This window comes from Nocardioides sp. (genome assembly GCF_030019515.1).
Taxonomy (GTDB): domain Bacteria; phylum Actinomycetota; class Actinomycetes; order Propionibacteriales; family Nocardioidaceae; genus Nocardioides.
Map to the genome: position 1 here is coordinate 23,842 of NZ_JASEEQ010000021.1, position 22,241 is coordinate 46,082.

The 22,241-nt window shown below is 73.0% G+C and carries 21 protein-coding genes and 1 pseudogene; 13 read left to right on the plus strand and 9 right to left on the minus strand.

Features of this window, described 5'->3' with window-relative positions:
• Position 1: 1 nt before the first annotated feature.
• Both QMC84_RS22450 and QMC84_RS21095 read left to right on the plus strand, forming a co-directional pair.
• Entirely contained in the window at positions 2 to 172 is a 171-nt protein-coding gene (locus QMC84_RS22450) for a CoA transferase (RefSeq protein ID WP_366145768.1), read from the plus strand.
• A pseudogene (locus QMC84_RS21095) lies at positions 163 to 1,151 on the plus strand (CaiB/BaiF CoA-transferase family protein). The gene QMC84_RS22450 and the pseudogene QMC84_RS21095 overlap by 10 nt, the downstream one beginning before the upstream one ends.
• A 635-nt stretch (positions 1,152 to 1,786) precedes the next feature.
• On the opposite strand, the gene QMC84_RS21100 reads toward QMC84_RS21095, so the two are convergent.
• The 4 genes from QMC84_RS21100 to QMC84_RS21115 all read right to left on the minus strand — a co-directional run bounded on the left by QMC84_RS21100 (position 1,787) and on the right by QMC84_RS21115 (position 5,350).
• Positions 1,787 to 2,548, minus strand: a complete 762-nt coding sequence (locus QMC84_RS21100) for a lipoate--protein ligase family protein (protein ID WP_300378395.1) — start codon at positions 2,546 to 2,548, stop codon at positions 1,787 to 1,789.
• A 122-nt stretch (positions 2,549 to 2,670) separates the two neighbouring features.
• On the minus strand, positions 2,671 to 3,465 hold the full coding sequence (locus QMC84_RS21105; protein WP_300378397.1) for a hypothetical protein: 795 nt from the start codon (positions 3,463 to 3,465) through the stop codon (positions 2,671 to 2,673).
• A gap of 5 nt (positions 3,466 to 3,470) precedes the next feature.
• Positions 3,471 to 4,346: an ABC transporter permease gene (locus QMC84_RS21110; RefSeq protein WP_300378399.1), complete on the minus strand. Its 876-nt coding sequence runs from the start codon at positions 4,344 to 4,346 to the stop codon at positions 3,471 to 3,473.
• Positions 4,343 to 5,350 (minus strand): ABC transporter ATP-binding protein, encoded by a 1,008-nt coding sequence (locus QMC84_RS21115; RefSeq protein WP_300378401.1) that lies wholly within the window; start codon positions 5,348 to 5,350, stop codon positions 4,343 to 4,345. The genes QMC84_RS21110 and QMC84_RS21115 overlap by 4 nt, the downstream gene beginning before the upstream one ends.
• Before the next feature lie 101 nt (positions 5,351 to 5,451).
• Between QMC84_RS21115 and QMC84_RS21120 the strand changes: the two genes are divergently transcribed.
• Positions 5,452 to 6,336 (plus strand): aldo/keto reductase, encoded by an 885-nt coding sequence (locus QMC84_RS21120; protein WP_300378403.1) that lies wholly within the window; start codon positions 5,452 to 5,454, stop codon positions 6,334 to 6,336.
• A gap of 65 nt (positions 6,337 to 6,401) precedes the next feature.
• Here the strand turns inward: QMC84_RS21120 and QMC84_RS21125 are convergent, their stop codons facing one another.
• Positions 6,402 to 7,412, minus strand: a complete 1,011-nt coding sequence (locus QMC84_RS21125) for a zinc-binding dehydrogenase (protein WP_300378405.1) — start codon at positions 7,410 to 7,412, stop codon at positions 6,402 to 6,404.
• A gap of 42 nt (positions 7,413 to 7,454) precedes the next feature.
• Between QMC84_RS21125 and QMC84_RS21130 the strand changes: the two genes are divergently transcribed.
• Both QMC84_RS21130 and QMC84_RS21135 read left to right on the plus strand, forming a co-directional pair.
• Positions 7,455 to 9,686: a DUF4185 domain-containing protein gene (locus tag QMC84_RS21130; RefSeq protein WP_300378407.1), complete on the plus strand. Its 2,232-nt coding sequence runs from the start codon at positions 7,455 to 7,457 to the stop codon at positions 9,684 to 9,686.
• A gap of 67 nt (positions 9,687 to 9,753) precedes the next feature.
• Positions 9,754 to 10,389, plus strand: coding sequence for a hypothetical protein (locus QMC84_RS21135; protein ID WP_300378409.1), 636 nt, complete (start codon positions 9,754 to 9,756; stop codon positions 10,387 to 10,389).
• 10 nt (positions 10,390 to 10,399) lie between these two features.
• Here the strand turns inward: QMC84_RS21135 and QMC84_RS21140 are convergent, their stop codons facing one another.
• The gene (locus QMC84_RS21140) at positions 10,400 to 10,639 is read right to left on the minus strand and encodes a hypothetical protein (protein ID WP_300378411.1); all 240 of its coding nucleotides are present in this window, start codon (positions 10,637 to 10,639) and stop codon (positions 10,400 to 10,402) included.
• A 144-nt stretch (positions 10,640 to 10,783) separates the two neighbouring features.
• On the opposite strand from QMC84_RS21140, the gene QMC84_RS21145 reads away from it, so the two are divergent.
• Complete coding sequence (locus tag QMC84_RS21145; protein ID WP_300378413.1) at positions 10,784 to 11,260, plus strand: SRPBCC family protein; 477 nt, start codon at positions 10,784 to 10,786, stop codon at positions 11,258 to 11,260.
• 223 nt (positions 11,261 to 11,483) lie between these two features.
• Positions 11,484 to 12,857, plus strand: a complete 1,374-nt coding sequence (locus QMC84_RS21150; protein ID WP_300378415.1) for an NAD-dependent malic enzyme — start codon at positions 11,484 to 11,486, stop codon at positions 12,855 to 12,857.
• Positions 12,858 to 12,891: 34 nt separating this feature from the next.
• Here QMC84_RS21150 and QMC84_RS21155 read toward each other — a convergent pair whose 3' ends face one another.
• Entirely contained in the window at positions 12,892 to 14,886 is a 1,995-nt protein-coding gene (locus QMC84_RS21155; RefSeq protein WP_300378416.1) for an MMPL family transporter, read from the minus strand.
• Between the two features lie 70 nt (positions 14,887 to 14,956).
• On the opposite strand from QMC84_RS21155, the gene QMC84_RS21160 reads away from it, so the two are divergent.
• Positions 14,957 to 15,466 (plus strand): MarR family transcriptional regulator, encoded by a 510-nt coding sequence (locus QMC84_RS21160; RefSeq protein WP_300378417.1) that lies wholly within the window; start codon positions 14,957 to 14,959, stop codon positions 15,464 to 15,466.
• Here QMC84_RS21160 and ppgK read toward each other — a convergent pair.
• Positions 15,442 to 16,200 (minus strand): polyphosphate--glucose phosphotransferase, encoded by a 759-nt coding sequence (gene ppgK / locus QMC84_RS21165; RefSeq protein WP_300378419.1) that lies wholly within the window; start codon positions 16,198 to 16,200, stop codon positions 15,442 to 15,444. The genes QMC84_RS21160 and ppgK overlap by 25 nt on opposite strands.
• 23 nt (positions 16,201 to 16,223) lie before the next feature.
• Here ppgK and QMC84_RS21170 point away from each other — a divergent pair, with 23 nt between their 5' ends.
• A complete protein-coding gene (locus tag QMC84_RS21170; RefSeq protein ID WP_300378421.1) occupies positions 16,224 to 16,859 on the plus strand; it encodes a PadR family transcriptional regulator in 636 nt (211 codons plus the stop codon).
• Here the strand turns inward: QMC84_RS21170 and QMC84_RS21175 are convergent.
• Positions 16,845 to 17,756: an NYN domain-containing protein gene (locus QMC84_RS21175; RefSeq protein WP_300378423.1), complete on the minus strand. Its 912-nt coding sequence runs from the start codon at positions 17,754 to 17,756 to the stop codon at positions 16,845 to 16,847. The genes QMC84_RS21170 and QMC84_RS21175 overlap by 15 nt on opposite strands.
• Before the next feature lie 65 nt (positions 17,757 to 17,821).
• On the opposite strand from QMC84_RS21175, the gene QMC84_RS21180 reads away from it, so the two are divergent.
• From QMC84_RS21180 to QMC84_RS21195, 4 genes are all read left to right on the plus strand, one after another.
• Positions 17,822 to 18,580 (plus strand): maleylpyruvate isomerase family mycothiol-dependent enzyme, encoded by a 759-nt coding sequence (locus QMC84_RS21180; RefSeq protein ID WP_300378425.1) that lies wholly within the window; start codon positions 17,822 to 17,824, stop codon positions 18,578 to 18,580.
• 152 nt (positions 18,581 to 18,732) lie between these two features.
• Positions 18,733 to 19,749 carry an ATP-binding cassette domain-containing protein gene (locus QMC84_RS21185; protein WP_300378427.1) on the plus strand — a complete coding sequence of 339 codons (1,017 nt, stop codon included), beginning with the start codon at positions 18,733 to 18,735 and terminating at the stop codon, positions 19,747 to 19,749.
• Positions 19,746 to 20,507: an ABC transporter permease gene (locus QMC84_RS21190; protein WP_300378429.1), complete on the plus strand. Its 762-nt coding sequence runs from the start codon at positions 19,746 to 19,748 to the stop codon at positions 20,505 to 20,507. The genes QMC84_RS21185 and QMC84_RS21190 overlap by 4 nt, the downstream gene beginning before the upstream one ends.
• A gap of 217 nt (positions 20,508 to 20,724) precedes the next feature.
• Positions 20,725 to 22,185, plus strand: a complete 1,461-nt coding sequence (locus QMC84_RS21195) for a fatty acid desaturase (RefSeq protein WP_300378431.1) — start codon at positions 20,725 to 20,727, stop codon at positions 22,183 to 22,185.
• Positions 22,186 to 22,241: the final 56 nt, after the last annotated feature.

Consider the following 22,241-nt stretch of genomic DNA (forward strand, 5'->3'; position numbering starts at 1 on the left):
TATGAAACTCGGACAGGGAAGCGGCCCCCTGCGTGGGGTGAAGGTTGTGGAGATCGCCGGAATCGGGCCGGGACCGCACGCGTGCATGCTGCTGGCCGACCTGCGGGCCGACGTGATCCGGGTGGGCGGCCAGGCGGACAGCAGCTTGGTACGGGCCCTGCCATGCTGCTGAACCGTGGGCGGCCGAGCGTGGCGCTCGATCTCAAGCGCCCTGAAGCCGTGCAGACCGTGCTCGAGCTTGTCAAGCGCGCCGACGTCCTGGTCGAGGGCATGCGCCCCGGCGTGATGGAACGGCTCGGCCTGGGCCGGAGGACTGTGCGGCGGTCAATGAGCGGCTGGTCTACGGCCGGATGACCGGGTGGGGCCAGGACGGTCCGCTGGCGCAGGCGGCGGGCCACGACATAAACTACATCGCGATTGCTGGCACGCTCTTCGGTCTGGGTCAAGACAGGGACAAGCCGCACTTCCCGAGCAACCTGGTCGGCGACTTCGGCGGCGGGTCGACGTACCTCGTCATCGGCATCCTCGCCGCACTGCTGGAGATGAAGGTCAGCGGCCAGGGGCAGACCGTCGACGCCGCGATCGTTGACGGAACGTCCAGCCTCAACGCGATGACCGCGGCGTTCCTCGCAGGCGGGCAGTTCAAGGAGGACCGAGCGGTCAACCTGCTCGACGGCGGCGCGCCGTTCTACGACGTCTACGAGACCTCCGACGGGCGCCACATGTCGGTCGGCTCGCTGGAGCCGCAGTTCTTCGCCCGGCTCGTTTCGCTGCTCGGCGTCGAGGACCGCTGCCCGTCCCAGTTCGAGATGGAGTGCTGGGAAGAAATGCGCGCGCTCTTCGTCGCCACCTTCGCCCAGCGCACCCAGGCCGAGTGGGTCGACGTGTTCGAGGGCACCGATGCTTGCGTGGCCGGCATCATCCCGGTCAGCGAGGCCGCCGAGCACCCGCACATCACGGCGCGCGGCATTCTCGTAACCAAGGACGACCTGCTCCAACCCGCACCCGCGCCCCGCTTCTCCCGAACGCGGCCGACTCTGACCACCCCTCCCGCCGCGCCCGGCCAGGACACACGGACAGCGCTGACCGCATGGGGCATCGCCGACGCCGACACGTTCATCGCCATCGGCGCAGCAGTGCAGTACGAGTAGTCGACTCGCTCGCATACGACTGACCCGAGCTTCAGGCCGAGTCATCTCAGGCTCCTGAGTCACTTCGGACGAAGTGACGGGGCGCCGGTAAGCGCGTCGAGAGCGTGTTCCGGCAACTGGTCGGTGCTCGATGCGTGCTGCACGCGAGCGTGTCAGCGACCCGATCGTGGCCGGGCGACGGCGGGGCGTCGGTCGGTGCCGAGGTCATGCCGGATGCTCTCGCTCGCGGTTGCCTTGACTAGGGTGGCAGCCCCGGCTCGCGAGCTGGGTCAACTGAATACTGGCTGGTGCACCCCTGGGGTGCACAGACCCGAGGAAACGGGAGATAAGCGGAGGCAACGGGGCGCCCGATTCACACTCTGGACTGTGGTTCCTGGTGACAATGCGTGGTGTTCCTCCGGTTCAACTCCCCCCTCGCGCACGCGTGACAGGCCCCGGGTCCTCGGATCCGGGGCCTGATCCATTCCGGAGTCCATTCGTGGACTGCGACCTCTCGCCGTCAGCGGCGGTCGCGAGTCGTCCACAGTCCCTGGGGTACCGAGTTGCGAAGGCGCGGACGGCCGAGCCTCGAGCGGACGGGCCGGGCTCCGGTCACCGGGCCTGAGGGGTGGCCCCGGGCCGCCGCTGGGCCGTCCTCAGTCGACGCGGTGGTCGGCGACCAGCCGGTGTGCCAGATCCAGCGTCTCGCCGGCGACCGGAGTGGGCGCGATCTCGTCGAGCCCCCAGACCCCGGCAACGGCACTGCGCACCTCGGCCCTGGTGAGCTGGGGGTTCTCCTCGCGCACTGCGCCGACCGAGGCGGCGTCGAAGGGGAGGTCCATTGCGGCGTAGACCCTGCCGAGCACGTCCTGCAGCATCAGCCGGTCGTCGACGACGACCACGGAGGAGAAGAGCCAGGCGTTCTTGACGATGCGCTGCGCGGTGCCGACCAGCTTGACCACACCGCGGGCGTTGACGCTGTGGGCGCCCGGGCAGTACTCGCCCGGGACCTCACCCATGCGTGCGTCGATGCCGAGCGCGGCGAACGCATCCGCCAGCGCCTGACCGTAGGTCAGGAAGCGCTCCTGCAACCGGCCCACGGAGTCCGGGTCGTGGCGGACGTGGTCGATGACGAGCGTGTTCTGGGTGTAGGCGACGGCCCGCCCTCCGGAGGCGCGTACGGCGACGTCGAAGCCCGCCGTCCGGGCGGCTGCGACTGCCGTGCGGAAGCCGGGTAGGCGGGTGTCGCGCCGACCGAAGACCACGGCCGGGGTGGTCGGGCTGTAGACGTGGATCGCCTCGGGCAGCTCCCCGTCCGCGGCGCGGCGCAGCATCGCCGGGGCCACCGCGAGCTCCATGGCCTCCTCGGTCCCGGCAGGCCCGACGTGGACGACGGCGTCGGGATCGAGGAACTGCACGAGACGATCATGCCCGGCCGGTGGCGCCCGAGCCCGCGGCGGGCCCCCGATCATGCCCGGTGGCGGCGGAGCGGGGCGCGTCAGCTCCCGCCGACGCGCCCCTCCCAGGACCCGGTGCGCCCTCAGCCCGCCGGCATGTCCAGCGACGTCTCCGAGACCGGCCCCTTCGGCCCGGTCCCCCTCGTCACGGTGAGGGTGAAGTCGACCGCGTCGGTGCCAGCCGGCACCGGGGTGGGGATCCGCAGCTTCGCGGTCTGCTCCTCGGGGATGTCGAACGAGACCGAGCCCAGCTTCGTGCTCCCGGCCACCGCCGAGAGCATGCCTTGGCACCCGGTGGCGCCGGTGCCGCAGCTGAGCTGCAGCGAGATCCGGTGGTCGGCATCGGGCAGCAGCGCGGTCGTCGTCACCGAGGTGAGGGAGGGGAACAGGTTGCCGGTCGGCGTGTTGTCGCCGTTCGGGTCGAAGCAGCCGTCGAACTCCGAGACCGGGTTGGTGACGACGTCTCCCTTGGTGTCGGTGATCGTCTGGTACCCGACGAGCTTGCTCGAGCCGCCGGCCGTGTAGCAGCCGTTGCTGTGGACGTCGAGCTCGAACTTGCCGTAGCCCTCCGGAGGCATCGGGTTGGCGGGGTCGGTCCAGCTGACCAGGCAGTTCCAGTTGCTGCCCGGGCCGATGTCGTCCTCGACCGCGCCGCCCTTGTCGCACATGGCCTCGGCGTGCAGCGACGCCGGGGTCACGCCGTGGTGGCCGAGGAGCTTCGCCTGGTCGGCGTACAGGTTGGCGAACGCGACCGGCAGCGACCGTTCGAGGCGGGCCCGGGTCACCGAGCTGCCGCCCCCGTCGCCGGCGACGACCGCGCCGCCGACCGCGAGGACGACCAGCATGGCGGCCGCGACCGAGATGATGAAACGACGCACGATGATCAACCTCCGGTGATGTCGCGGCGGCGCAGGATCAGGAAGGCGGCGGTCAAGCAGGCTACGCTCCATCCCGCGCTCGTCACGACGGACTCGAGGAGCGGCCCGGTGAACCGGGGTGCCGCCAGGAGGCCGTGCCAGGCCTCGAAGGGGGTGGTCAGCAGGAACGGGCGCAGCGTCTCGATGCCGCCGAGAGCGCCCACGAGCTGCATGACCAGGCCCAGGACGACCGGTGCGGCGATGCCGACCGCCGCGTTGCGCGACCACACCGAGAACAGCAGGGCCAGGCAGGTGAACCCCACCATCGGCAGCGCCATCGAGGCCCAGGCGGTCGAGACGAGCGCGACGGCCGAGGAGGCCGGGATGGTCTGACCGGACAGCCCGGTGAGGGGGTGCGCGCCGACGATCAGCACGGAGAAGGCGATCGTGGACGCGGCCAGGAGCACCAGCGTGAGGAGTGCGAACACGACGGCCACCACGGCCTTCGCCCAGAACAGCCTCGAGCGACTGATCGATCGCGTGAGCACGGTCTTCCAGGTGCCGTGCTGGTCCTCGCTGGCGAAGATGTCGCCGGCAACGATCGCGGTGAGCAGCGGCAGCACCCACTGGGAGGCGACACCGAGGACGAGCAGCGCCATCGCGAAGCCGTTCTCGGTCGCGAACCGGCCGAACAGGGTGTCCTTGGGCGGTCGGGGCTGGCTGTGCACGACCAGCACGACGGCGATCGGGGCCAGGATCGCCCCGATCACCAGGGCCCTGGCGCGCAGCTGGGCGCGGAGCTTGCGGGTCTCCCAGCGGAGCGCGGCACCGAACCGGGGCCGGCCCGGGTCGGTCACCTGCTCGCTGGTCGGGGTGCGCGGCTGCGCGACGGTCGTGGTCATCGGGCTGCCCCGGCCTGCTGCCGGTGCGCGAAGCGTTCGCCCGGCTCGCTCGGCTCGTCCGGCTCGGCCTCGGTGTCGGTGAGCATGAAGAACAGCGCCTCCAGGGGGGTCCGGGTCGGGGTGAACGCACGAAGCTCGATGTCGGCGCGCACAAGGTCGGCGACGTACGCCGAGAGCAGGTGGCTGGCCCCACTGGCGACCAGGCCGCCGCCGCCGTCCGGCTCGACCGCGACGGCCGGGTGGAGCTCGCGGGCGAGGACCACGGCGCGGGCGTCGTCGCTCGTGCTGAGCAGGTGGCCCGGGTCGGGAGCCATCGCCCGCAGGTCGCCGATCGAGCCGTGGAAGGCGACCCGGCCGCGGGACATGATCGTGACGTTGTCGCAGATCTCCTCGACCTCGTCCATGTGGTGCGAGGAGAGCAGGACGGTGAGGCCGCCCTCGGTCAGCCGCTTCACCAGGGCCCGCATGTCGCGGATGCCACCGGGATCGAGGCCGTTGGCCGGCTCGTCGAGGACGAGCAGCCGGGGGTCGCGCAGGAGGCTCGCCGCGACGCCCAGGCGCTGCCGCATGCCGTAGGAGTAGCCGGCCACCTTGTCGTTCTCCCGGCCGGCGAGGTCGACGACGTCCAGCACCTCGTCGATCCGGCTGCCGCTCCGGGTCGGGTCGGTGCCGTCGAGGAGCGCGAGGCCCTCGAGGTTCTGCCGGCCGGTGAGGTAGGGGTAGAACCGCGGACTCTCGATGAACCCCGCCACGCCGTCGAGCACCTGGACGCCCGCGTCGGCCCAGGCCCGGCCGAAGACCCGGACGGTTCCCGAGTCGGGCCGGATCAGGCCGAACAGCATCCGCAGGAAGGTGGTCTTCCCGGCGCCGTTCGGGCCCAGGATCCCGTAGACCTCGCCGGGCGCGACCTGGAGGTTCAGGTTGTCGACGGCCACCAGGGGCCCGTATCTCTTGGTGACGTCGACCGCGTCGACCGCCAGCTCGGTGCTGCTGTCTGGGTGCATGGCCGGCAACGTAGGGACCCGATCGTGAAGGGTGGATGAAGTCGGCGGCCCGCCTCGTGGCCGATCGCAGGTGCCGACCGGCCTGCTGGTAGGACAGGGGCATGAGGATTCGCAGCATCGGCAACGACACCGTCGGCCGCACCGAGGTCGGCGCCATCGGGCTCGGCCTGATGACCTTCGACCAGACCGGCACCCAGCCCCGCGAGCAGCTGCTGGCCACCGTGCGGGCGGCGCTCGACGCGGGGGTGACGCTGTTCGACACGGCCGACGCCTACGGGCCCGGCGAGGAGAAGGGCGCCGACGCCCAGGGCGAGAACGAGCTGCTGATCGCCTCGCTGCTCGACGAGCTCGGCGTACGGGACCGGGTGCTGCTGGCCACCAAGGGCGGCCACGTGCGCACCGAGGGCGGCGCCTGGGGCACCGACAGCACCGACGCCCACCTCAAGCAGGCCGTCGACGACAGCCTGCGCCGCCTCGGGGTCGAGCAGATCGCGCTGTGGCAGCACCACCGGCCCAGCAGCAAGGTCCCCTACGAGGAGGTCGTCGGCACGATGAAGGAGATCGCCGCGTCCGGGAAGGTCCGGATGCTCGGCATCTCCAACGCCAACCCCGAGCAGATCCGGGCCGCGCACGCCGCCCTGGGCGACTCGCTGGTGAGCGTGCAGAACCAGTTCTCACCGGCCTTCCGCAGCAGCCGTCCGGAGATCGACGTGTGCGCCGAGCTCGGCCTGGCGTTCCTGCCGTGGAGTCCGCTCGGCGGTCTCGGCGACGCCAAGGAGCTGGCCGTCAAGCACCCGGCGTTCGCGCGGGTCGCCGAGGAGCGCGGCGTGAGCGCCCAGCAGGTCGCGCTGGCGTGGGAGCTGGCGCAGTCGCCGGTCGTGATCGCGATCCCCGGCGCCAAGCGGCCCCAGTCGATCCAGGACTCCGCCGCCGCGGCCGAGCTCGACCTCACCGACGAGGAGCTGCAGGCGCTCGACGCCGACTGACCGGGCTCGGGTGGTTGCGCGGCTCAGACGTCAGGGCGCCTGCGCACCTCAACCACCGGGGGCTGCTAGCCGGAGACGGTGATGACGGTCTTGTCGCCGGTGCGGGCGACGGCGTGGGCGAAGGCCTGCGGCGCGTCGGCGAGCGGGAACCGGTGGCTGACCAGCGCGTCGAGGTCGATCCCGCCGGTGGCCAGCTCGATCGCGCGGGGGTAGGTGCCGTGCATCCGGCGCACCATCGCGAACGTCAGGGCCTTGCGCCGGGCGGGGGCGGCGGGGAACGACGAGAGCGGCACGGACGGGATGCCACCGAGCGCGATCCGCGCGCCCGGCCGCGCGCACGAGACGGCCGTGCCGATGCCGTCGTCCGCCCCCGCCATCTCGATGACCACGTCGACCCCGCGCCCGTCGGTCAGAGCGTGGACCGCCGACGGCGTGTCCTCCGGAGCCCAGGCCGCGTCGGCGCCGAAGCGTCGTGCCGTGTCGCGCCGGTGCGGCAGCGGCTCGCTCACGAGCACGCGCGCGGCGCCGGTACGGCGAGCCACCGCGGCAGCGAGCACCCCGATCGGTCCGCCGCCCACCACCAGCACGTCGTCGCCCGGACGCAGGTGCGCCACGCCCACCGCGTGGATCGCGACGCCGAGCGGCTCGAGCAGCGCGCCGGCGTCGTCGCTGAGGCCGTCCGGGAGCGGGACCAGCAGGTGGTCGGGCCACAGCAGCCGCTCCTGGAGGCCGCCGTCCAGGCCGGCGTGTCCGGCGAAGCGGACGTCGGGGCACAGGTTGCCGTGCCCGGCGCGGCACTGCTCGCAGACCCCGCACGGGATCGCGGGGTCGACGGCGACTCGGCGCCCGGCGTACGGCCCGTCCAACGCGCACCCGGCGAGCTCGTGTCCGGGGACCACCGGCCGGTCCAGGGTCACCTCGCCGGTGCCCCCGTCGGTGAACCAGTGCAGGTCGGACCCGCACAGCCCGACCGAGGTGACCTCGACGGTCGACCAGCCCTCGGTGGGCGGGGGTAGCGGGGCGATCTGCTCGACGCGCAGGTCGCCGACGGCGTGGAGTCGGGCGGCGACGGGCACGCCGCCAACCTACTCGGCGCTCGGGCCGCCACACTGTGGGGCGTGGACCGTCCGACCCTTCACCGGCTGTTCCCGCGCCGGGTCGCGATCGTGTGCGCGGCGGTGCTGGTCGTCCAGGGGGTCGGGCTCGCGCTGCTGGTCCGCGACGTCCGCGAGCCGCGCCCGCACCAGGCGCCGGTCGCCGTGGTCGGACCGGCCGTCGTCGCCCAGGGCCTGGCCGAGCAGGTCAACGCGCTCGAGGGCCGGCCGCTCGACGTCACCGCGGGCGCCGATCGCGAGCGGGCGGTCGACGACGTGCGGCACGGCGTCACCGTCGGCGCGGCGCTGATCGACCTCACCGGGACCCGGGACCAGCTGGTGCTCAACGGCTCGACCGACGAGCGGCTGGCCCGCGCCGTGCGGCAGCAGGCCGAGGCGATCGAGCGCTCGCACGGGCGGACGCTCTCGGTCCGCCGGGTCACGATGTCCGAGGTCGAGGGCGACGTCGTGCGCCGCCTGGCGGTGGGCTTCGGCGCCTTGGGCTTCCTGGTGGCGTTGGCGCTCTCGCTGCGCTTCGGGCCGACCGCGAGCACGCTCCGGCTCGGCACCCGGCGGGTCCTGGCGGTCGCGGCGATCTCGCTGGTGAGCGGGTACGCCGCAGCCGTGCTGATGCCCGGGGTGGGCTCGCTGGACACCGGCGCCCAGCTGCGCCTCGCCGGCGTCCTGGCCCTGACCGCGGCGGTGGCCGCGACGGTCACACTCGCACTGGAGGGGGTGGCCGGCTTCGGCGGCCTGGGCCTCAGCGGCGCCTTCTACCTGGTCGTCGCCACCCCGCAGCTGCTCGGCACCGACCCGCACCTGCTCCCGGCACCGTGGCCGGCCCTCTCGGACTGGCTGCCGCCGGGTGCGAGCGACGCGGCACTCGCCGCGATCGCGCTGTACGGCGGTACCGGGATCCGGCTGCCGCTGCTGGTGCTCGGCGTGTGGCTGCTGGCCGCCGTGCTCGGGCTGCTGGTCTCGCGCCGGGAACGGGTCCGGGAGCAGACCGCGCCCGACGCGGGCCTGGACGCGCCACTGCTGCGGCACCCGCCGCTGACGCCCGTGGTGCGGCACGGGCGGCTGGTGCGCTGGCGCTGGCGGGTCGGGGTGGTGGTGCTGCCCGCCGCGGCCGCGGCGTTCGTCCTGGTGTCGTTCGTCCCGCGCGACGACGTCGCGGACGCCGCGCCGGTCGCCAGCCGGGCCAGCGAGACCCAGTGCGTCTCGACCGGCACGGTCCGCAGCGTCGCCGACCTCAACCGGGTGGTGCGCACGGTCCGCGGCGGACCGGAGTTCCAGGGTGGCGACGTCGGCGCCGACACCGAACTGCAGGACGGTCGCCGGCTGATGGTCTTCGGTGACACGCTGCGCAGCCCGGCGTTCGACGGCCAGCGGTTCGTGCGCAACTCGATGCTGGTCATCGGCGGCGACTGCATCCAGGCCGTCCTGCCCGAGGACCACGGGGCGCTGATCCCGGACCGGCCGAGCGCCCGGTCCACCGGCCGGGTCGGGTATTGGCCGATGTCCGTCGTCACCGTCACCCACCCCGGCTACGACCTGGTCGTGGTGACCGCGCAGCGGGTGTGGAGCACCGGTACCGGCGACGCGTTCGGCTTCGAGAACCTCGGACCCGCGGTCGCGGTCTTCGTGGTCCCGCGGGGCGAGACCCCGCAGCTGGTCGCCGTACGCGACGTCGGACCCGACGCCGCCGACATCACCCGCCCCGAGTGGGGCGCGGCGGCGGTGGTCGAGGGCGACTGGCTCTACCTCTACGGCACCGCGAACCCCGACCGGCCCTACGTCTTCGGCTTCTCCCTGCGGGTCGCCCGGGTGCACCCGGACGACGTGCTGCGGCCGGCGGCGTGGGAGTACTGGTCGGGCACGGACTGGGTCGCGGACCCCGCGCGGAGCGCGGAGCTGATCCCGGCCGAGGGCGGGACCTCGCAGACGCTCTCCGTGTTCCGCGACGGCGAGCAGTGGTACGCGCTCAGCAAGCGCGACGAGTTCCTCGGCACCGACGTCGTGGTGTGGACCGCGCCCGACCCGTGGGGACCGTTCGACGGCGGGCGCGCCGTCACCGCGCTGCCCTCCGATGCAGCGCAGGGCCGGCTGCGGTACCTGCCGCTCGCCCACCCCGGGCTGCTGCCCGAGCCCGGCACCGTCGTCGTGTCCTTCAGCCGCAACCGCACCGACGTCGACGAGGTGGTCGAGGACCCGACCCGCTACCGGCCGGGGTTCCTGCGGGTGGACCTCCCGTAGCATCCCGCTGGGCAGGGTCCCCGGCGACGGCCGAGCCAGCCATACTGGCCCGCATGGGTGATCCGAGGTGAGCAGCGGACGGCGTCGGTCGGCGTTCGTGCTCCTGCTGCTGGCCGTCGTGATCAACCTCCCCCTCGCGCACAGCACCTGGACGGACGCGAAGGTCGAGCGGTCGGGTGAGGACGTCAGCGCGACCGTCGTGGAGCACGGGGACTCCGACTGGCTGTCGTTCCGGTTCCCGGCCGACGTCGACCCCGACCAGCGCACCTGGTCGGTCGAGGTCGACGACCCGACGTACGACGAGGCCGTCGCCACCGGGCGGCTCGAGGTCCGGGTGCTCGACGCCGACCCGTCCGCCTACCGGGTCGACGGCGCCGTCGAGAGCCGGGTGCCGCTGGTGGTGACGGCGGTGGCCGACGTACTGCTGCTCCTGCTCGTGCTGCTGATGTGGCGCTTCGGGGGTCGGCTGCGCAGCAGCCTGCGCGCGGTCGCGCTGGGCGACGTGGAGCGGTGCAAGCCGGAGATCCTGCTGGAGCGGCTGCACGCCGAGGACTACCTGGTCCGTGGCGAGGTGCTCGAGGTGGGGCCGGACCGGGTCGTGCTCGATCTCGGCAATCGGACCATCGAGGTGCTGCTCGACGGGCACCAGAACCCGGTCGGCCACCAGCAGGCCGCCCAGGTGCGGGCCCGGATGATCGGCTGACGAGCCGCGCTCAGGAGGCCCGGAGCTCGATTGCCGGCCGCGTGACGGCCGGGCGCTCGATGGCCGGGCGCTCGACGGCCGGCAGGGCGACGGCCAGCGGAGCCGGGACGACCGCCGGCTCGGCGGCCGGGTCGGCCTCCGCGAGCTGCGGGCGGCGGGCGATGCCGGACACGAGGACCGCGACCATCAAGGTGGGCACCAACAGGACGAAGGCCAGCAGGCCTGCCATCAGCAGCGCGGTGATCGTCATGGGTCCTCCGGGGGTCGGGTCTGCAGGTCTCGTTTCCCGCCGGGCCGCTGCCGAAACGTCGGGGGCGTGTGGCCTGGCCGACATCGCACCCCGGCTGGCGTCCGCGAGCACATCGGAGGCTGCGATTCGGGGTAGTGGGCACCCATGACCTCGTTCTCCGCCGACACCCGTGCCGAGGCGGTCGTGGACGCGCCACGCGACCGGATCTGGTCGGCCCTCACCGATCCCGGACTGGTCGCCGAGCTGACGCCGTTCGTCCGGTCCATCCGTGAGGACGGCCCGCACTGGTGCTGGGAGCTGAGCGGCCTGAAGGTGCTCGCCGTCGGAGTCGCGCCGGCCTTCACCGAGCGGATGACGTACGACGAGCCGGAGCGGATCGAGTTCCGCCACGACCCGCCGCCCGGCAGGACCGAGCGCTCGTCGGTCGAGGGGTGGTACTCCCTGACCGAGCACCCGGCGGGCACCCGCCTCGGGACCGCACTCGAGATCACCCTGGACCTGCCGCTGCCTCGGGTCTCCGGGCCCGCGGTGCGGGCCGCGATGACCCGCGTCATCGACCAGATGGGCGACCGGTTCTCGCGGAACCTGCTCGCCCACCTGGACGCCCGGCAGGTGGCCTGAGCCGGCCAGGCCGCGGCGTACGTCTGCGGACTTGTCGGGCAATGCCTGCACTTCTGGGCCGAAGTTTCGGCCGAACAGTGCAGGTTTCCCCGGGTACCCGGGGAAACCACGGCTCGGCCCCGGCCCGAGCCGCCGGACCCCGAGGCGGACCCCTGATGGCCGCGGCTGCACCCGGGTGCGCCCGACTTGCCGGTAACCCCGCGACTGGAGAAGGGTGCGGGGCATGGCCGCCACCGCCTCGTCGTACTCGATCACCATGCGCCTGCACACGGCGCCCGACCACGGGGTGATCGGCGCAGTCGCCACCGCGATCTCGGCTGCCGGCGGCATCGTCACCGCGATCGACGTCGCGGACTCCAGCCACGTCCGGCTGGTCGTGGACGTGACCTGCTCGGCCAGCGACGCCGAGCACGCCGAGCAGCTCGAGGCGGCCGCCGAGTCGGTCGAGGGCGTGGCGGTGCACCGGGTCAGCGATCGGACCTTCCTGCTGCACATCGGCGGCAAGATCGAGGTCGCCTCGAAGGTGCCGCTGCGCAACCGCGACGACCTCTCGATGGCGTACACGCCCGGTGTCGGACGGGTCAGCATGGCGCTGGCGGAGAACCCGGGCGACGTGTCCCGGCTGACCGTCAAGGGCAACTCCGTCGCGGTCGTCACCGACGGGTCCGCCGTGCTCGGCCTCGGGAACATCGGCCCGGGCGCCGCCCTCCCGGTGATGGAGGGCAAGGCCGCGCTGTTCAAGCGGTTCGCGGACATCGACGCCTGGCCGATCTGCCTGGCCTCCCAGGACACCGACGAGATCGTGCGCGCGGTCGAGATGATCGCGCCCGGCTTCGGCGGCATCAACCTGGAGGACATCGCCGCGCCCCGCTGCTTCGAGATCGAGCGGCGGCTGCGCGCGAGCCTCGACATCCCGGTCTTCCACGACGACCAGCACGGGACTGCGATCGTGGTGCTGGCCGCGCTGACCAACGCGCTGCGGGTGGTCAAGAAGGACCTCGCGGCGGCGCGGATCGTCGTGTCGGGTGGTGGCGCCGCGGGCACCGCGATCGTGACCCTCCTGATCGCCGCGGGCGCGCCGGACATCGTGGTGTGGGACCGCGAGGGGTGCCTGTCGCGCGACGACGACACCCTGCCGCCGGCCAAGCGCCAGCTCGCCGAGTTCACCAACCCGCGCCTCGTGCGCGGCGACCTGCGTGCGGGCCTCGACGGTGCCGATGTCTTCATCGGGGTCAGCGGCCCCGGCCTGCTCGACGCGGAGTGGATCAAGGACATGGCCCCGGACCCGGTGGTGTTCGCGCTCGCCAACCCCGACCCCGAGGTCGACCCGGCGGAGGCGGAGAAGTACGCCGCGGTCGTGGCCAGCGGCCGGTCCGACTACCCGAACCAGATCAACAACGTGCTCGCCTTCCCGGGGGTGTTCCGCGGGCTGCTCGACGCCCGGGCCAGGGAGATCACCATCGACATGCTGCTGCGTGCGGCCGAGGCGATCGCGCTCGTCGTCAAGGACGAGGAGCTCAACCCGGCGTTCATCATCCCGAGCGTCTTCCACCCCGACGTCCAGCGCAAGGTGGCCGCCGCGGTCCGCGGCGTCTGAACCTCCCTGGCGGCCGACCCCGGCGGCCGACCGGTCAGGCGACCCGCCGCGGCCACCAGAACCGGTCGCCGAGCACCAGCGCGAGCGCCGGCACCAGCAGCGTGCGGACCAGGAGGGTGTCGAGCAGCACGCCCAGACAGATGATCGTGCCGAGCTGCGCGAGCACCACCAGCGGCAGCACCCCCAGCACCGCGAACACCGCCGCGAGCAGGACGCCCGCGCTGGTGATCACTCCGCCGGTCGCCGACAGCGCCCGCAGCATGCCGGCGCGCGCCCCGTGGCCGGCGGCCTCCTCCCGGGCCCGGGTGACGAGGAAGATGTTGTAGTCCACGCCGAGCGCGACCAGGAACAGGAACGCGAACAGCGGCACGCCGCTGTCCATGGCGCCGAACCCGAGCAGCCCCGTGAACAGCCACCACGACGCCCCCATCGCCGCCGCGTACGTCGCCACGACGGTCACCACGAGCAGCGCGGGCGCGACGACGGAGCGCAGCAGCGCCACCAGGCCGCCGAGCACCAGCGCCAGGATCAGCGGCACGATCAGCCGCAGGTCGCGGTCGGACCCCTCGCGCTCGTCCAGGGCCTTCGCCTCGGCGCCGGTCACGTGCGCGTCGTACGGCGCGACCGCCTCCCGCAGCGCTGTCACGACCTGTGCGTTCTCCCCGGAGCGGCCGGTCAGGACCGCGTCGACCACGACCACGCCGCCGCCGGTGGCCGAGACCCGCGCCGAGCTGACGCCGTCCACCGAGCGCACCGCCTCGAGCACGGCTTCCCCGGATCCCTCGGTGACGACCTGGGTCGGGTCGGCGGTGCCGGCGGGGAACGAGTCGGCGAGCCGGGCGGCGGCGCTGATCGCCTCGGGCTCGTCGAGGAACTGCTCGGCCTGGTCCAGGCCGAGGTCGACGCGCAGCAGACCGACGGCCATCACCGCGAGCAGCACGACCGACCCGCCGACGACCGCGGCCGGGCGCCGGGCGACCCGCGCGCCGATCCGGTGCCACACGGTGTCCGACTCGACGGTCACGGCCTCGCCGACGTGCGGGACCCGGGGCCAGAAGACCCAGCGCCCGAACAGCACCAGCACCGCCGGTAGCACGACCAGCGCGAAGGCCGCGGCGACCACGACGCCGACCGCGCACGCGAGGCCGAGGCCGCGCGTGGTCGGCGTCAGGGAGAGCAGCAGCGTGAGCAGGCCGAGCACCACCGTGGTCGCGCTGGCCAGCACCGCCTCCGCCGTACGCCGCAGCGCGTGCGCCATCGCGCGGTGCCGGGACGGCTCGGTGCGCAGCTCGTCGCGGTAGCGGGAGATCAGCAGCAGCGCGTAGTCGGTGCCGGCGCCGAAGACCAGCACCGAGAGGATGCCGACCGTCGACTCGTCCCAGGCCACGCCCACCTCGGCCATCAGCCGGGTCGCCAGGACGCCCGCGAGTCGGTCCGCGACGCCGACCACGGCCAGCGGGACCAGCCACAGCACCGGGCTGCGGTAGGTGATGACGAGCAGCACGGCGACGACGAGCGCGGTCACGACGAGAAGGCGGGTGTTGGCGCCGTCGAACACGGCCGAGAGGTCCGCCTGGACGGCCGCCGACCCGGTCACCTGCGCCTGCACGCCCTCGGGTGCGGCGTCGTCGGCGGCGGCGCGCAGCGCGCTCACCCGGTCGGCCACCTCGCCGGCCGGCCCGGACGGGATCGGCACCGCCAGCAGGGCCGCGGTGCCGTCCTCGGCGGGCACCACCGGGCTGCCGCCGCCGGCCAGGTCCGGTCCCGCATCCCGGAGCGCGGTCAGCTGGTCGGGGGAGAGCCGCCCGCGGTCGGCGGTGAACAGCACGATCGCGGCCGTCGACGCGTCCTCGGGGAGCCGGTCGAGGAGCGCGGTCCCCTCGGTACTGTCCAGCCCGGCCGGCAGGGCATCGGTGCTGCGCGACTCGCGGTCACCCTCGCCGACGGCACCGATCAGCACCAGGGCCAGCAAGAATGGCACCAGTGCGAGCAGCCAGGCGGTGCGCCGACCGATGATCAGCGAGGTCATCCGGGCCTCCGGTTCGAACGAGCGGGCTATGATCGCTAATCAGATTAGACATCAAGTAGGTGAAATAGAAATGGCGGGACCCGGACCGGCCGGACCGGCGAGCGAGTTCGCCGACGCCTGGCGGCAGACCGGCAGCCTGGTGGCGCTGCGGGAGGCGATCGAGGCCGGTGCCCGGGTGCGCCACGTCGTGGCCCGGCGCGCGGGGCTGAGCGACTCCGAGCTGATCGCGCTCCAGCACCTGGTCCGCACCGCGCTGGGCCCCGCCGAGCTGGCCCGGATCCTCGACATCAGCACCGCCGCCTCGACCGGGGTCGTCGACCGGCTCGCCGAGCGCGGGCACGTCGAGCGGCACCCGCACGCGGAGGACCGCCGCCGCACGGACGTGCGAGTGACCGCGTCCGGGCGCGAGGAGGTGCTCGCCCACCTGCTGCCGATGTTCACGGCGCTGGACACCTGGGATCGCTCGTTCACCGACGCTGAGCGCGCCCTCGTCGAGCGCTACCTGCGCGGTGTGCGGGAGGCCTTCGAGCGGGTCGCCGGCCCGGCGGCGCCCGCTCAGCCGCCTCCCTCGGAGGCGTAGAGCGCCGCACCCACCACGCCGGCCTTGTTGAGCAGCGCGGCGGGGATGATCTCGGTGTCGATGTCGACCAGCGGGAGGAACTCCGCGGCGGACTTGCTGACCCCGCCGCCGACCACGAACAGCTCGGGGGAGAAGAGCCGCTCCAGGGTGCGGTAGTACGTCGTCAGCCGGGCCGCCCAGTCCGCCCAGGACAGCTCCTCGCGCTCGCGGGCGCTGTTGGCCGCCCGCGACTCGGCATCCTGGCCCTCGACCTCGAGGTGGCCGAGCTCGGAGTTCGGCACCAGGACGCCGTCGTAGACCATCGCCGAGCCGATCCCGGTGCCGAGCGTGGTCACGATCACCAGTCCGGAGCGGCCCTTCGCCGCGCCGTACCTCACCTCGGCCAGCCCGGCACCGTCCGCGTCGTTGACCACGTGCACCTCGCGCCCGGTCGCGCGGGTGAAGAGCCGGTCGGTGTCGGTCCCGATCCAGGCCTTGTCGATGTTGGCCGCCGAGCGGACCACGCCGTGGCGGACCACCCCGGGGACGGTCACGCCGACGGCGCCGGTGCAGTCCGGGAACTGGTGCAGCAGCTCGACGAAGACCGCTGCCACCCGCTCGGGCGTGGACGGGGCGGGGGTCCGGATGCGGACCCGCTCGGCGGCGAAGTCGCCCGCCTCGAGGTCGACCGGTGCGCCCTTGATGCCGGTGCCCCCGAAGTCGATGCCGAAGGACTGCGGTGCCGTCTGGGCCATCCGCCAACCCTAAACTGCGGGGTATGTCGGCGCACGAGACCCGGATGCTGCTGCTGGGTGCCGTGGCGCTCTTCGAGCCGGTCAACGGCTACCAGATCCGCCGCGAGCTGCTGTCCTGGCAGGTGGACCGGTGGGCGCACACCAACCCGGGCTCGATCTATCACGGCCTGACCTCGCTGACCGGGCTCGGCCACCTGGTCCGGCACGACCTGGTCGACGGCGGCCGCGAGGTCGCGGTCTACGAGCTGACCGAGAGCGGTCGCACCGAGCTGGAGCGGCTGCTGGTGGAGGCGCTGGAGGCCGTCAACCCCTACGAGCGCAGCGCGTTCACGGTGGCGTTCTCGATGCTGCCGCTCCTCGACCGCGACCGGGTGCTGCGCAGCCTGACCCGGCGGCGCGTGGGGCTCGAGCGGACGGTGGCCGAGCTCGCGGCCACCGAGCCGGGCGTCGCACCCCCGCACGCGACCCGGAGCATGCTGCTCTGGCTCGACCTCGCGGTCGCCGAGCTCGCCTGGCTGCGCGAGACCATCGCGGAGATCCGCGCGGGCACGCTCGCCTTCGAGATCGGTGACGACTGGGGCTGGACCCCGCCCGCCGGCGACCCGGGCTGGCAGATGACCACCGACCGGGAGAAGTACCGCTCGCTACTCGGCCGCTGAGCCCGGCGCCGCCGCGCCCTTCCTCGTCCGCGCGGTCTTCTTCGCGGTCTTCTTCGCCACGTTCTCGGCCGGCTCCTCCTCGGGTGCCTGCTTCGGGGCGCCCTTGCTGGCGGCCGCCCGCTTGCGCGGCGGTCGCTGCGAGCGCAGGCGGACCCGCGGCTGGCCGCCGTCGGGATGGTCGAGATCCAGGTAGGACTGCGCGCCGGCGAGAGCGCTGAGCCGCGGGAAGCCGTAGTGGCGCGGGTCGAACGCGGCGTGCGTCTTGCCCAGGTAGCTGCCGACCGACCCGAGCGCGGACCAGCCGTCGTCCTGTGCGGTGCTGCGGACCGCGGCCTCCAGGATCGTGCGCAGGTCCGGCAGCGAGTCGGCCTCCGCCTCGGCATCGTCCTCGTGGTCGGCCGCGTGGTCGGCTCGGCGGTCGGCCCCGGCGTCCTTCCCCTGCGCCTGGTCGGCCTCGTCGCGCAGCACCTCGAGGAAGATGAACTTGTCGCAGGCCGCCTGGAGCGAGGCCGGTGTCCGCCGCCGCCCCAAGCCGTAGACGGTCTTGCCGGATTCGCGCACCCGGGTCGCGAGCCGGGTGAAGTCGCTGTCGCTCGACACGATCGCGAACGCGTCGAGATTGCCGGAGTAGAGCAGGTCCATCGCGTCGATGATCAACGCGGAGTCCGTGGAGTTCTTGCCGATCGTGTTGGCGAACTGCTGGATCGGTCGGATGGCGTGCCGCGCCAGCTCGCCCTTCCAGCCGGTCAGCTGCTGGGTCGTCCAGTCGCCGTAGGCACGCTTGACGGTGGGGACGCCGTACCGCGCCAGCTCGGCGAGCAGCGCCGCGGCGTGGGAGGCCGAGACGTTGTCGGCGTCGATCAGGACCGCGAGGCGTACGTCGGAGGGTTCGGTCACCACCCACTCCTACCACCCCCCGTAAACGAGGTGCCGACCGGCGCGCCAGGTGTCACGCTCGGGGCGTGCCCACCCAGCTGCCGATGGCGCGTCACCTCGACGCGATCCGCTCCGCGATGGTGGCCTTCGTCCGGTACGCCGACCGCGCCGGGCTCGCGGCCGCCGTGCCGACCTGCCCCGACTGGACCGTCCGGGACCTGGTCGCCCACCAGGGCATGGTGCACCGCTGGGCGGCGGCCCTGGTGCGCGGCGAGCGCGACATCGACCCGGACGCGTTCGAGGCCGTCGGCCGGGCCGAGCCGGACCCGCTGGAGTGGCTCCGCGACGGAGCGGTCGCGCTCGCCGACGAGCTCACCCGGGCGCCGGCGGACCTGCGCGCGCTGGTGTTCCTCCACGACGCCCCCGCGCCGCGGGAGTTCTGGGCGCGCCGGCAGTGCCACGAGACCACCGTGCACGCCGTCGACGCGCTCGCGGCGGCGCTCGGCCGCTGGCCGACGGCGGAGGAGACCTGGATCGAGCCGGACCTGGCCGTCGACGGGATCGACGAGCTGCTGGGCGGGTTCCTGACCCGGCCGCGCTCCCGGCTGCGCTGCGAGGAGGAGGCCCTCCTCGTGGTCGCGCCCGACGACGCCCCCGACTGCTGGCTGGTCCACCTCGGCCCCGGGCCGGCCGTCACCGAGCGGCGGGTCGGTCCCGTGTTCGCCGACGCGGACTGGCGGCTCGACGGCTCGGCGGCCTCGCTGTACCTGGCGCTGTGGAACCGGGCGCGGCGGCCCGGCCTGGACGCCGGCTGGCGCGATCGCGCGGCCGTGACCTGGGGCTGACCCTGGGCGGTGAACGGGGGCGGTGAACGGGGGCGGTGAACGGGGCCGATGAGTCGCGACGCCCGCACCGGTCTGCATCCCGCGGCCGGGACTTGACCGATGACTGTTCAACGTTGAACACTGGTGTTCAAACTTGACCACAGGGGGAATCCATGATCCAGGCACGAGGACTCGTGCAGACGTTCCACACCGGACGGGGAAAGACCGCCAAGGAGGTCCGGGCCGTCGACGGCGTGGACCTCGACGTCCACGAGGGCGAGGTGGTCGGCTTCCTCGGCCCGAACGGCGCCGGCAAGACCACCACGCTCCGGATGCTCACCACGCTGCTGAGGCCCACGGCCGGATCCGCCACGGTGGCCGGCTACGACGTGGTCACCGAGTCGGTTCAGGTGCGGCGCAGCATCGGCTACGTCTCGCAGGTGGGCTCGACGTTCTCCGGCGCCTTCGCCGGCGACGAGGTCGTCGACCACGGGATGCTGTACGGGATGTCGCGGGCCGACGCCGTACGCCGTGGGCAGGAGCTGTTCGCCCGGCTCCAGCTGGACGGGCTGTGGAGGCGGATGCCGAAGAACATGTCCGGCGGGCAGAAGCGCCGCCTCGACGTGGCGATGGGCCTGATCCACGACCCCCGCCTGGTGTTCCTCGACGAGCCGACCACCGGCCTCGACCCGCAGGCTCGGGCGAACCTGTGGGAGCACATCCGCGGGCTGCGCACCCGGCTCGGTGCCACCGTCTTCCTCACCACCCACTACCTCGACGAGGCCGACGCGCTCGCCGACCGGATCGTGATCATCGACCAAGGCCGGATCGTCGCCTCCGACACCGCCGACAACCTCAAGGCTCAGGTCGCCGGCGACCTCGTCGACCTCGAGGTGGCCGACCCCGGCCAGGTCGCCGTGGCCGCCGCCCGCCTGGGCGCGCTGGCCCACGGCGCCGGCGGCGTCGAGACCGACCACCGCCACGTCCGTGCCCGCGTGCAGCGCGCCGGGCGCGTCGTACCGGCGCTGCTGCGTGACCTCGACGGCGCCGGGGTGGCCCTGGACTCCATCGAGGTGCTCCGCCCCACGCTCGACGACGTGTTCTTGTCCCTCACCGGCCGGTCGCTGCGCGACGCCGACGCCACCGACCCCGGCGCCGTCCCCACCCAGCCCGAGGAGGTGCTCGCGTGACGTTCCTCCGCGAGAGCTCGATCGTCTTCCGCCGCCAGATCCGGATGAACCTGCGCAACCCCGCCTGGGTGCTGATCGGGATCATGCAGCCGGTCCTCTACCTGCTGCTGTTCGGTCCGCTGCTCAAGCCGCTGGTGGGCTCCTTCGACACCGGGACCGCCAACGCCTACACGTTCCTGGTGCCCGGGCTGCTCGTGCAGCTGGGCATGTTCGGCGCGTTCTTCGCGGGCTTCGCGCTGATCGGCGAGTGGCGCGAGGGCGTGATCGAGGCCGAGCGGGTGACCCCGGCCAACCGGTCCGCGCTGCTGGTCGGGCGCCTGATGCGCGACGTGCTGCAGCTGCTCGTGCAGGCGCTGATCCTGGTCGGGCTCGGCCTGGCGATGGGGTTGCGCGGCTCGGCCGTCGGGATCGGGCTCGGCATCCTGATCACCCTCCTGATCGGCGGCGCCTGCGCGGCCGCCTCCAACGCGCTGGCGCTCACCACGAAGAGCGAGGACGTGATGGCGCCGGTGATCAACATCGTGATGATGCCGGTGCTCCTGCTCAGCGGCATCCTGCTGCCGATGACCCTCGGCCCGGCCTGGCTGGAGCGGGCCAGCGACCTGATGCCGTTCCGGTACGTCGTCGACGCCGTCCGGGACGGGTTCGCCGGCGACGTCGCGAGCTCGGCGGTGCTGTGGGGCCTGGTCTGGTCGGTCGCGCTGGCCGCCCTCGGCGGCTGGTGGGGCACCGCGACCTTCCGTCGCGAGAACTCCTGACCGCGTCTCGAGCCCGCGGCTCGCGCGTCGCCTTCGGCGCCGCGCGCGGCCGCGGATCGGTCCTGCGGTCGATCGCCAGACGGTGTGGTTGCGGTCGGCGGGTCCCTTGCGCGCCACGCGGTGGACGTTTGTGCACTGCAGGTCTAGACAGTTGACATTTCCTGTGGTTTTGTAAAGGCCTGGACGTGACCACCGTCATTCACAGGAGGCCGAGCCCATGACCGCGATCCCCCCCGCCGTCCCGCACAGCACCGTGCCGGCCGGGTCTACCGCGACCTGGAGGGACAAGAAGCGCTACCTGTGGCTGATCGGGCTGGTGGTGCCCTCGCTCGCGTTCATCGGCTACGGGCTGTGGGCGCTCACCGGCTGGGGGGTGTGGTTCTGGATCGGGCCGTTCGTGATCCTGGTGGTGGTCCCCGCCATCGACCTGGTCGCGGGCCTGGACCGCTCCAACCCGCCCGACGACGTGATCGAGGCGCTGGAGCAGGATCGCTACTACCGGTGGATCACCTATCTGTTCCTGCCGATCCAGTACGCCGGCTTCGTCGGCGCGATGTGGTTGATCTCGGGGGAGTTCATCGGAGGTGGCGCGGACCTCGCGACCATCGACAAGATCGGGCTGGCCGTCTCCATCGGCTGCATCGGCGGCATCGGCATCAACACCGCACACGAGCTGGGCCACAAGCGGGAGGCCAACGAGCGCTGGCTCTCGAAGATCGCCCTGGCGCAGAGCTTCTACGGGCACTTCTACATCGAGCACAACCGCGGCCACCACGTGCGGGTCGCCACCCCGGAGGACCCGGCCAGCAGCCGGGTCGGCGAGAACTTCTACCAGTTCTGGCCGCGCACGGTCTGGGGCTCGCTGAGGTCCGCGTGGCGCCTGGAGAAGCGCCGCTACGCCCGCAAGAAGCAGCACCCGTTCCGGATCGGCAACGACGTCTTGAACGCGTGGCTGATGTCGGCGGTCCTGTGGGGCGCGCTGGTCGCCTGGCTCGGCGTCGGGCTGCTGCCGTACCTGTTGATCCAGGCGGTCGTCGGCTTCTCGCTGCTCGAGGTCGTGAACTACATGGAGCACTACGGGATGCTGCGCCAGCGCGTCGGCGTCGGCGAGCGGCAGCGCTACGAGCGCGTCGACCCCACGCACTCGTGGAACTCCAACAACATCGCCACGAACGTGCTGCTCTACCACCTGCAGCGGCACAGCGACCACCACGCGAACCCGACCCGGCGCTACCAGGCGCTGCGCGACTTCGAGGAGTCGCCGGTGCTGCCGACGGGGTACGCCGGGATGATCGTGCTCGCCATCGTCCCCGCGATCTGGCGCCGGGTGATGGACCCGCGGGTGCGCGCGCACTTCGACGGTGACCTGTCGCGGGCCAACCTGTCCCCCCGCAAGCGGGACAAGATCCTCGCCCAGTACCCGCCGCCCGCGGTCGCCCCCGCCGACGGTGGCCTCGAGGCTCGCTCCGCGCGCACCTCGACCACCGGCGCCGAGGAGACCCTGGCCGCTCGCTGCCCCGGCTGCGGCTACACCTACCGGGTCGAGGAGGGCAACGAGCTCGAGGGCTTCGCGGCCGGCACCGCCTGGGCCGACGTACCCGACGACTGGTGCTGCCCGGACTGCGGCGTACGCGAGAAGGTCGACTTCGTGCCGCTCACCGAGGCCGCGGCCTCCTAGCTGTACCCGGCCAGGACGTTGGTAGCGGCGAGCCTGGTTGAACGAACGAGAACCTC

What these genes read in the sequence shown, in the direction of transcription:
- QMC84_RS22450 (WP_366145768.1), top strand. Translation starts at nt 2, where the DNA reads ATGAAACTCGGACAGGGAAGCGGCCCCCTGCGTGGGGTGAAGGTTGTG.
- QMC84_RS21110 (WP_300378399.1), bottom strand. Translation starts at nt 4,346, where the DNA reads ATGACCACGACCGTCGCGCAGCCGCGCACCCCGACCAGCGAGCAGGTG.
- QMC84_RS21115 (WP_300378401.1), bottom strand. Translation starts at nt 5,350, where the DNA reads ATGCACCCAGACAGCAGCACCGAGCTGGCGGTCGACGCGGTCGACGTC.
- QMC84_RS21120 (WP_300378403.1), top strand. Translation starts at nt 5,452, where the DNA reads ATGAGGATTCGCAGCATCGGCAACGACACCGTCGGCCGCACCGAGGTC.
- QMC84_RS21140 (WP_300378411.1), bottom strand. Translation starts at nt 10,639, where the DNA reads ATGACGATCACCGCGCTGCTGATGGCAGGCCTGCTGGCCTTCGTCCTG.
- QMC84_RS21145 (WP_300378413.1), top strand. Translation starts at nt 10,784, where the DNA reads ATGACCTCGTTCTCCGCCGACACCCGTGCCGAGGCGGTCGTGGACGCG.
- QMC84_RS21150 (WP_300378415.1), top strand. Translation starts at nt 11,484, where the DNA reads ATGGCCGCCACCGCCTCGTCGTACTCGATCACCATGCGCCTGCACACG.
- QMC84_RS21155 (WP_300378416.1), bottom strand. Translation starts at nt 14,886, where the DNA reads ATGACCTCGCTGATCATCGGTCGGCGCACCGCCTGGCTGCTCGCACTG.
- QMC84_RS21160 (WP_300378417.1), top strand. Translation starts at nt 14,957, where the DNA reads ATGGCGGGACCCGGACCGGCCGGACCGGCGAGCGAGTTCGCCGACGCC.
- ppgK (WP_300378419.1), bottom strand. Translation starts at nt 16,200, where the DNA reads ATGGCCCAGACGGCACCGCAGTCCTTCGGCATCGACTTCGGGGGCACC.
- QMC84_RS21170 (WP_300378421.1), top strand. Translation starts at nt 16,224, where the DNA reads ATGTCGGCGCACGAGACCCGGATGCTGCTGCTGGGTGCCGTGGCGCTC.
- QMC84_RS21185 (WP_300378427.1), top strand. Translation starts at nt 18,733, where the DNA reads ATGATCCAGGCACGAGGACTCGTGCAGACGTTCCACACCGGACGGGGA.
- QMC84_RS21195 (WP_300378431.1), top strand. Translation starts at nt 20,725, where the DNA reads ATGACCGCGATCCCCCCCGCCGTCCCGCACAGCACCGTGCCGGCCGGG.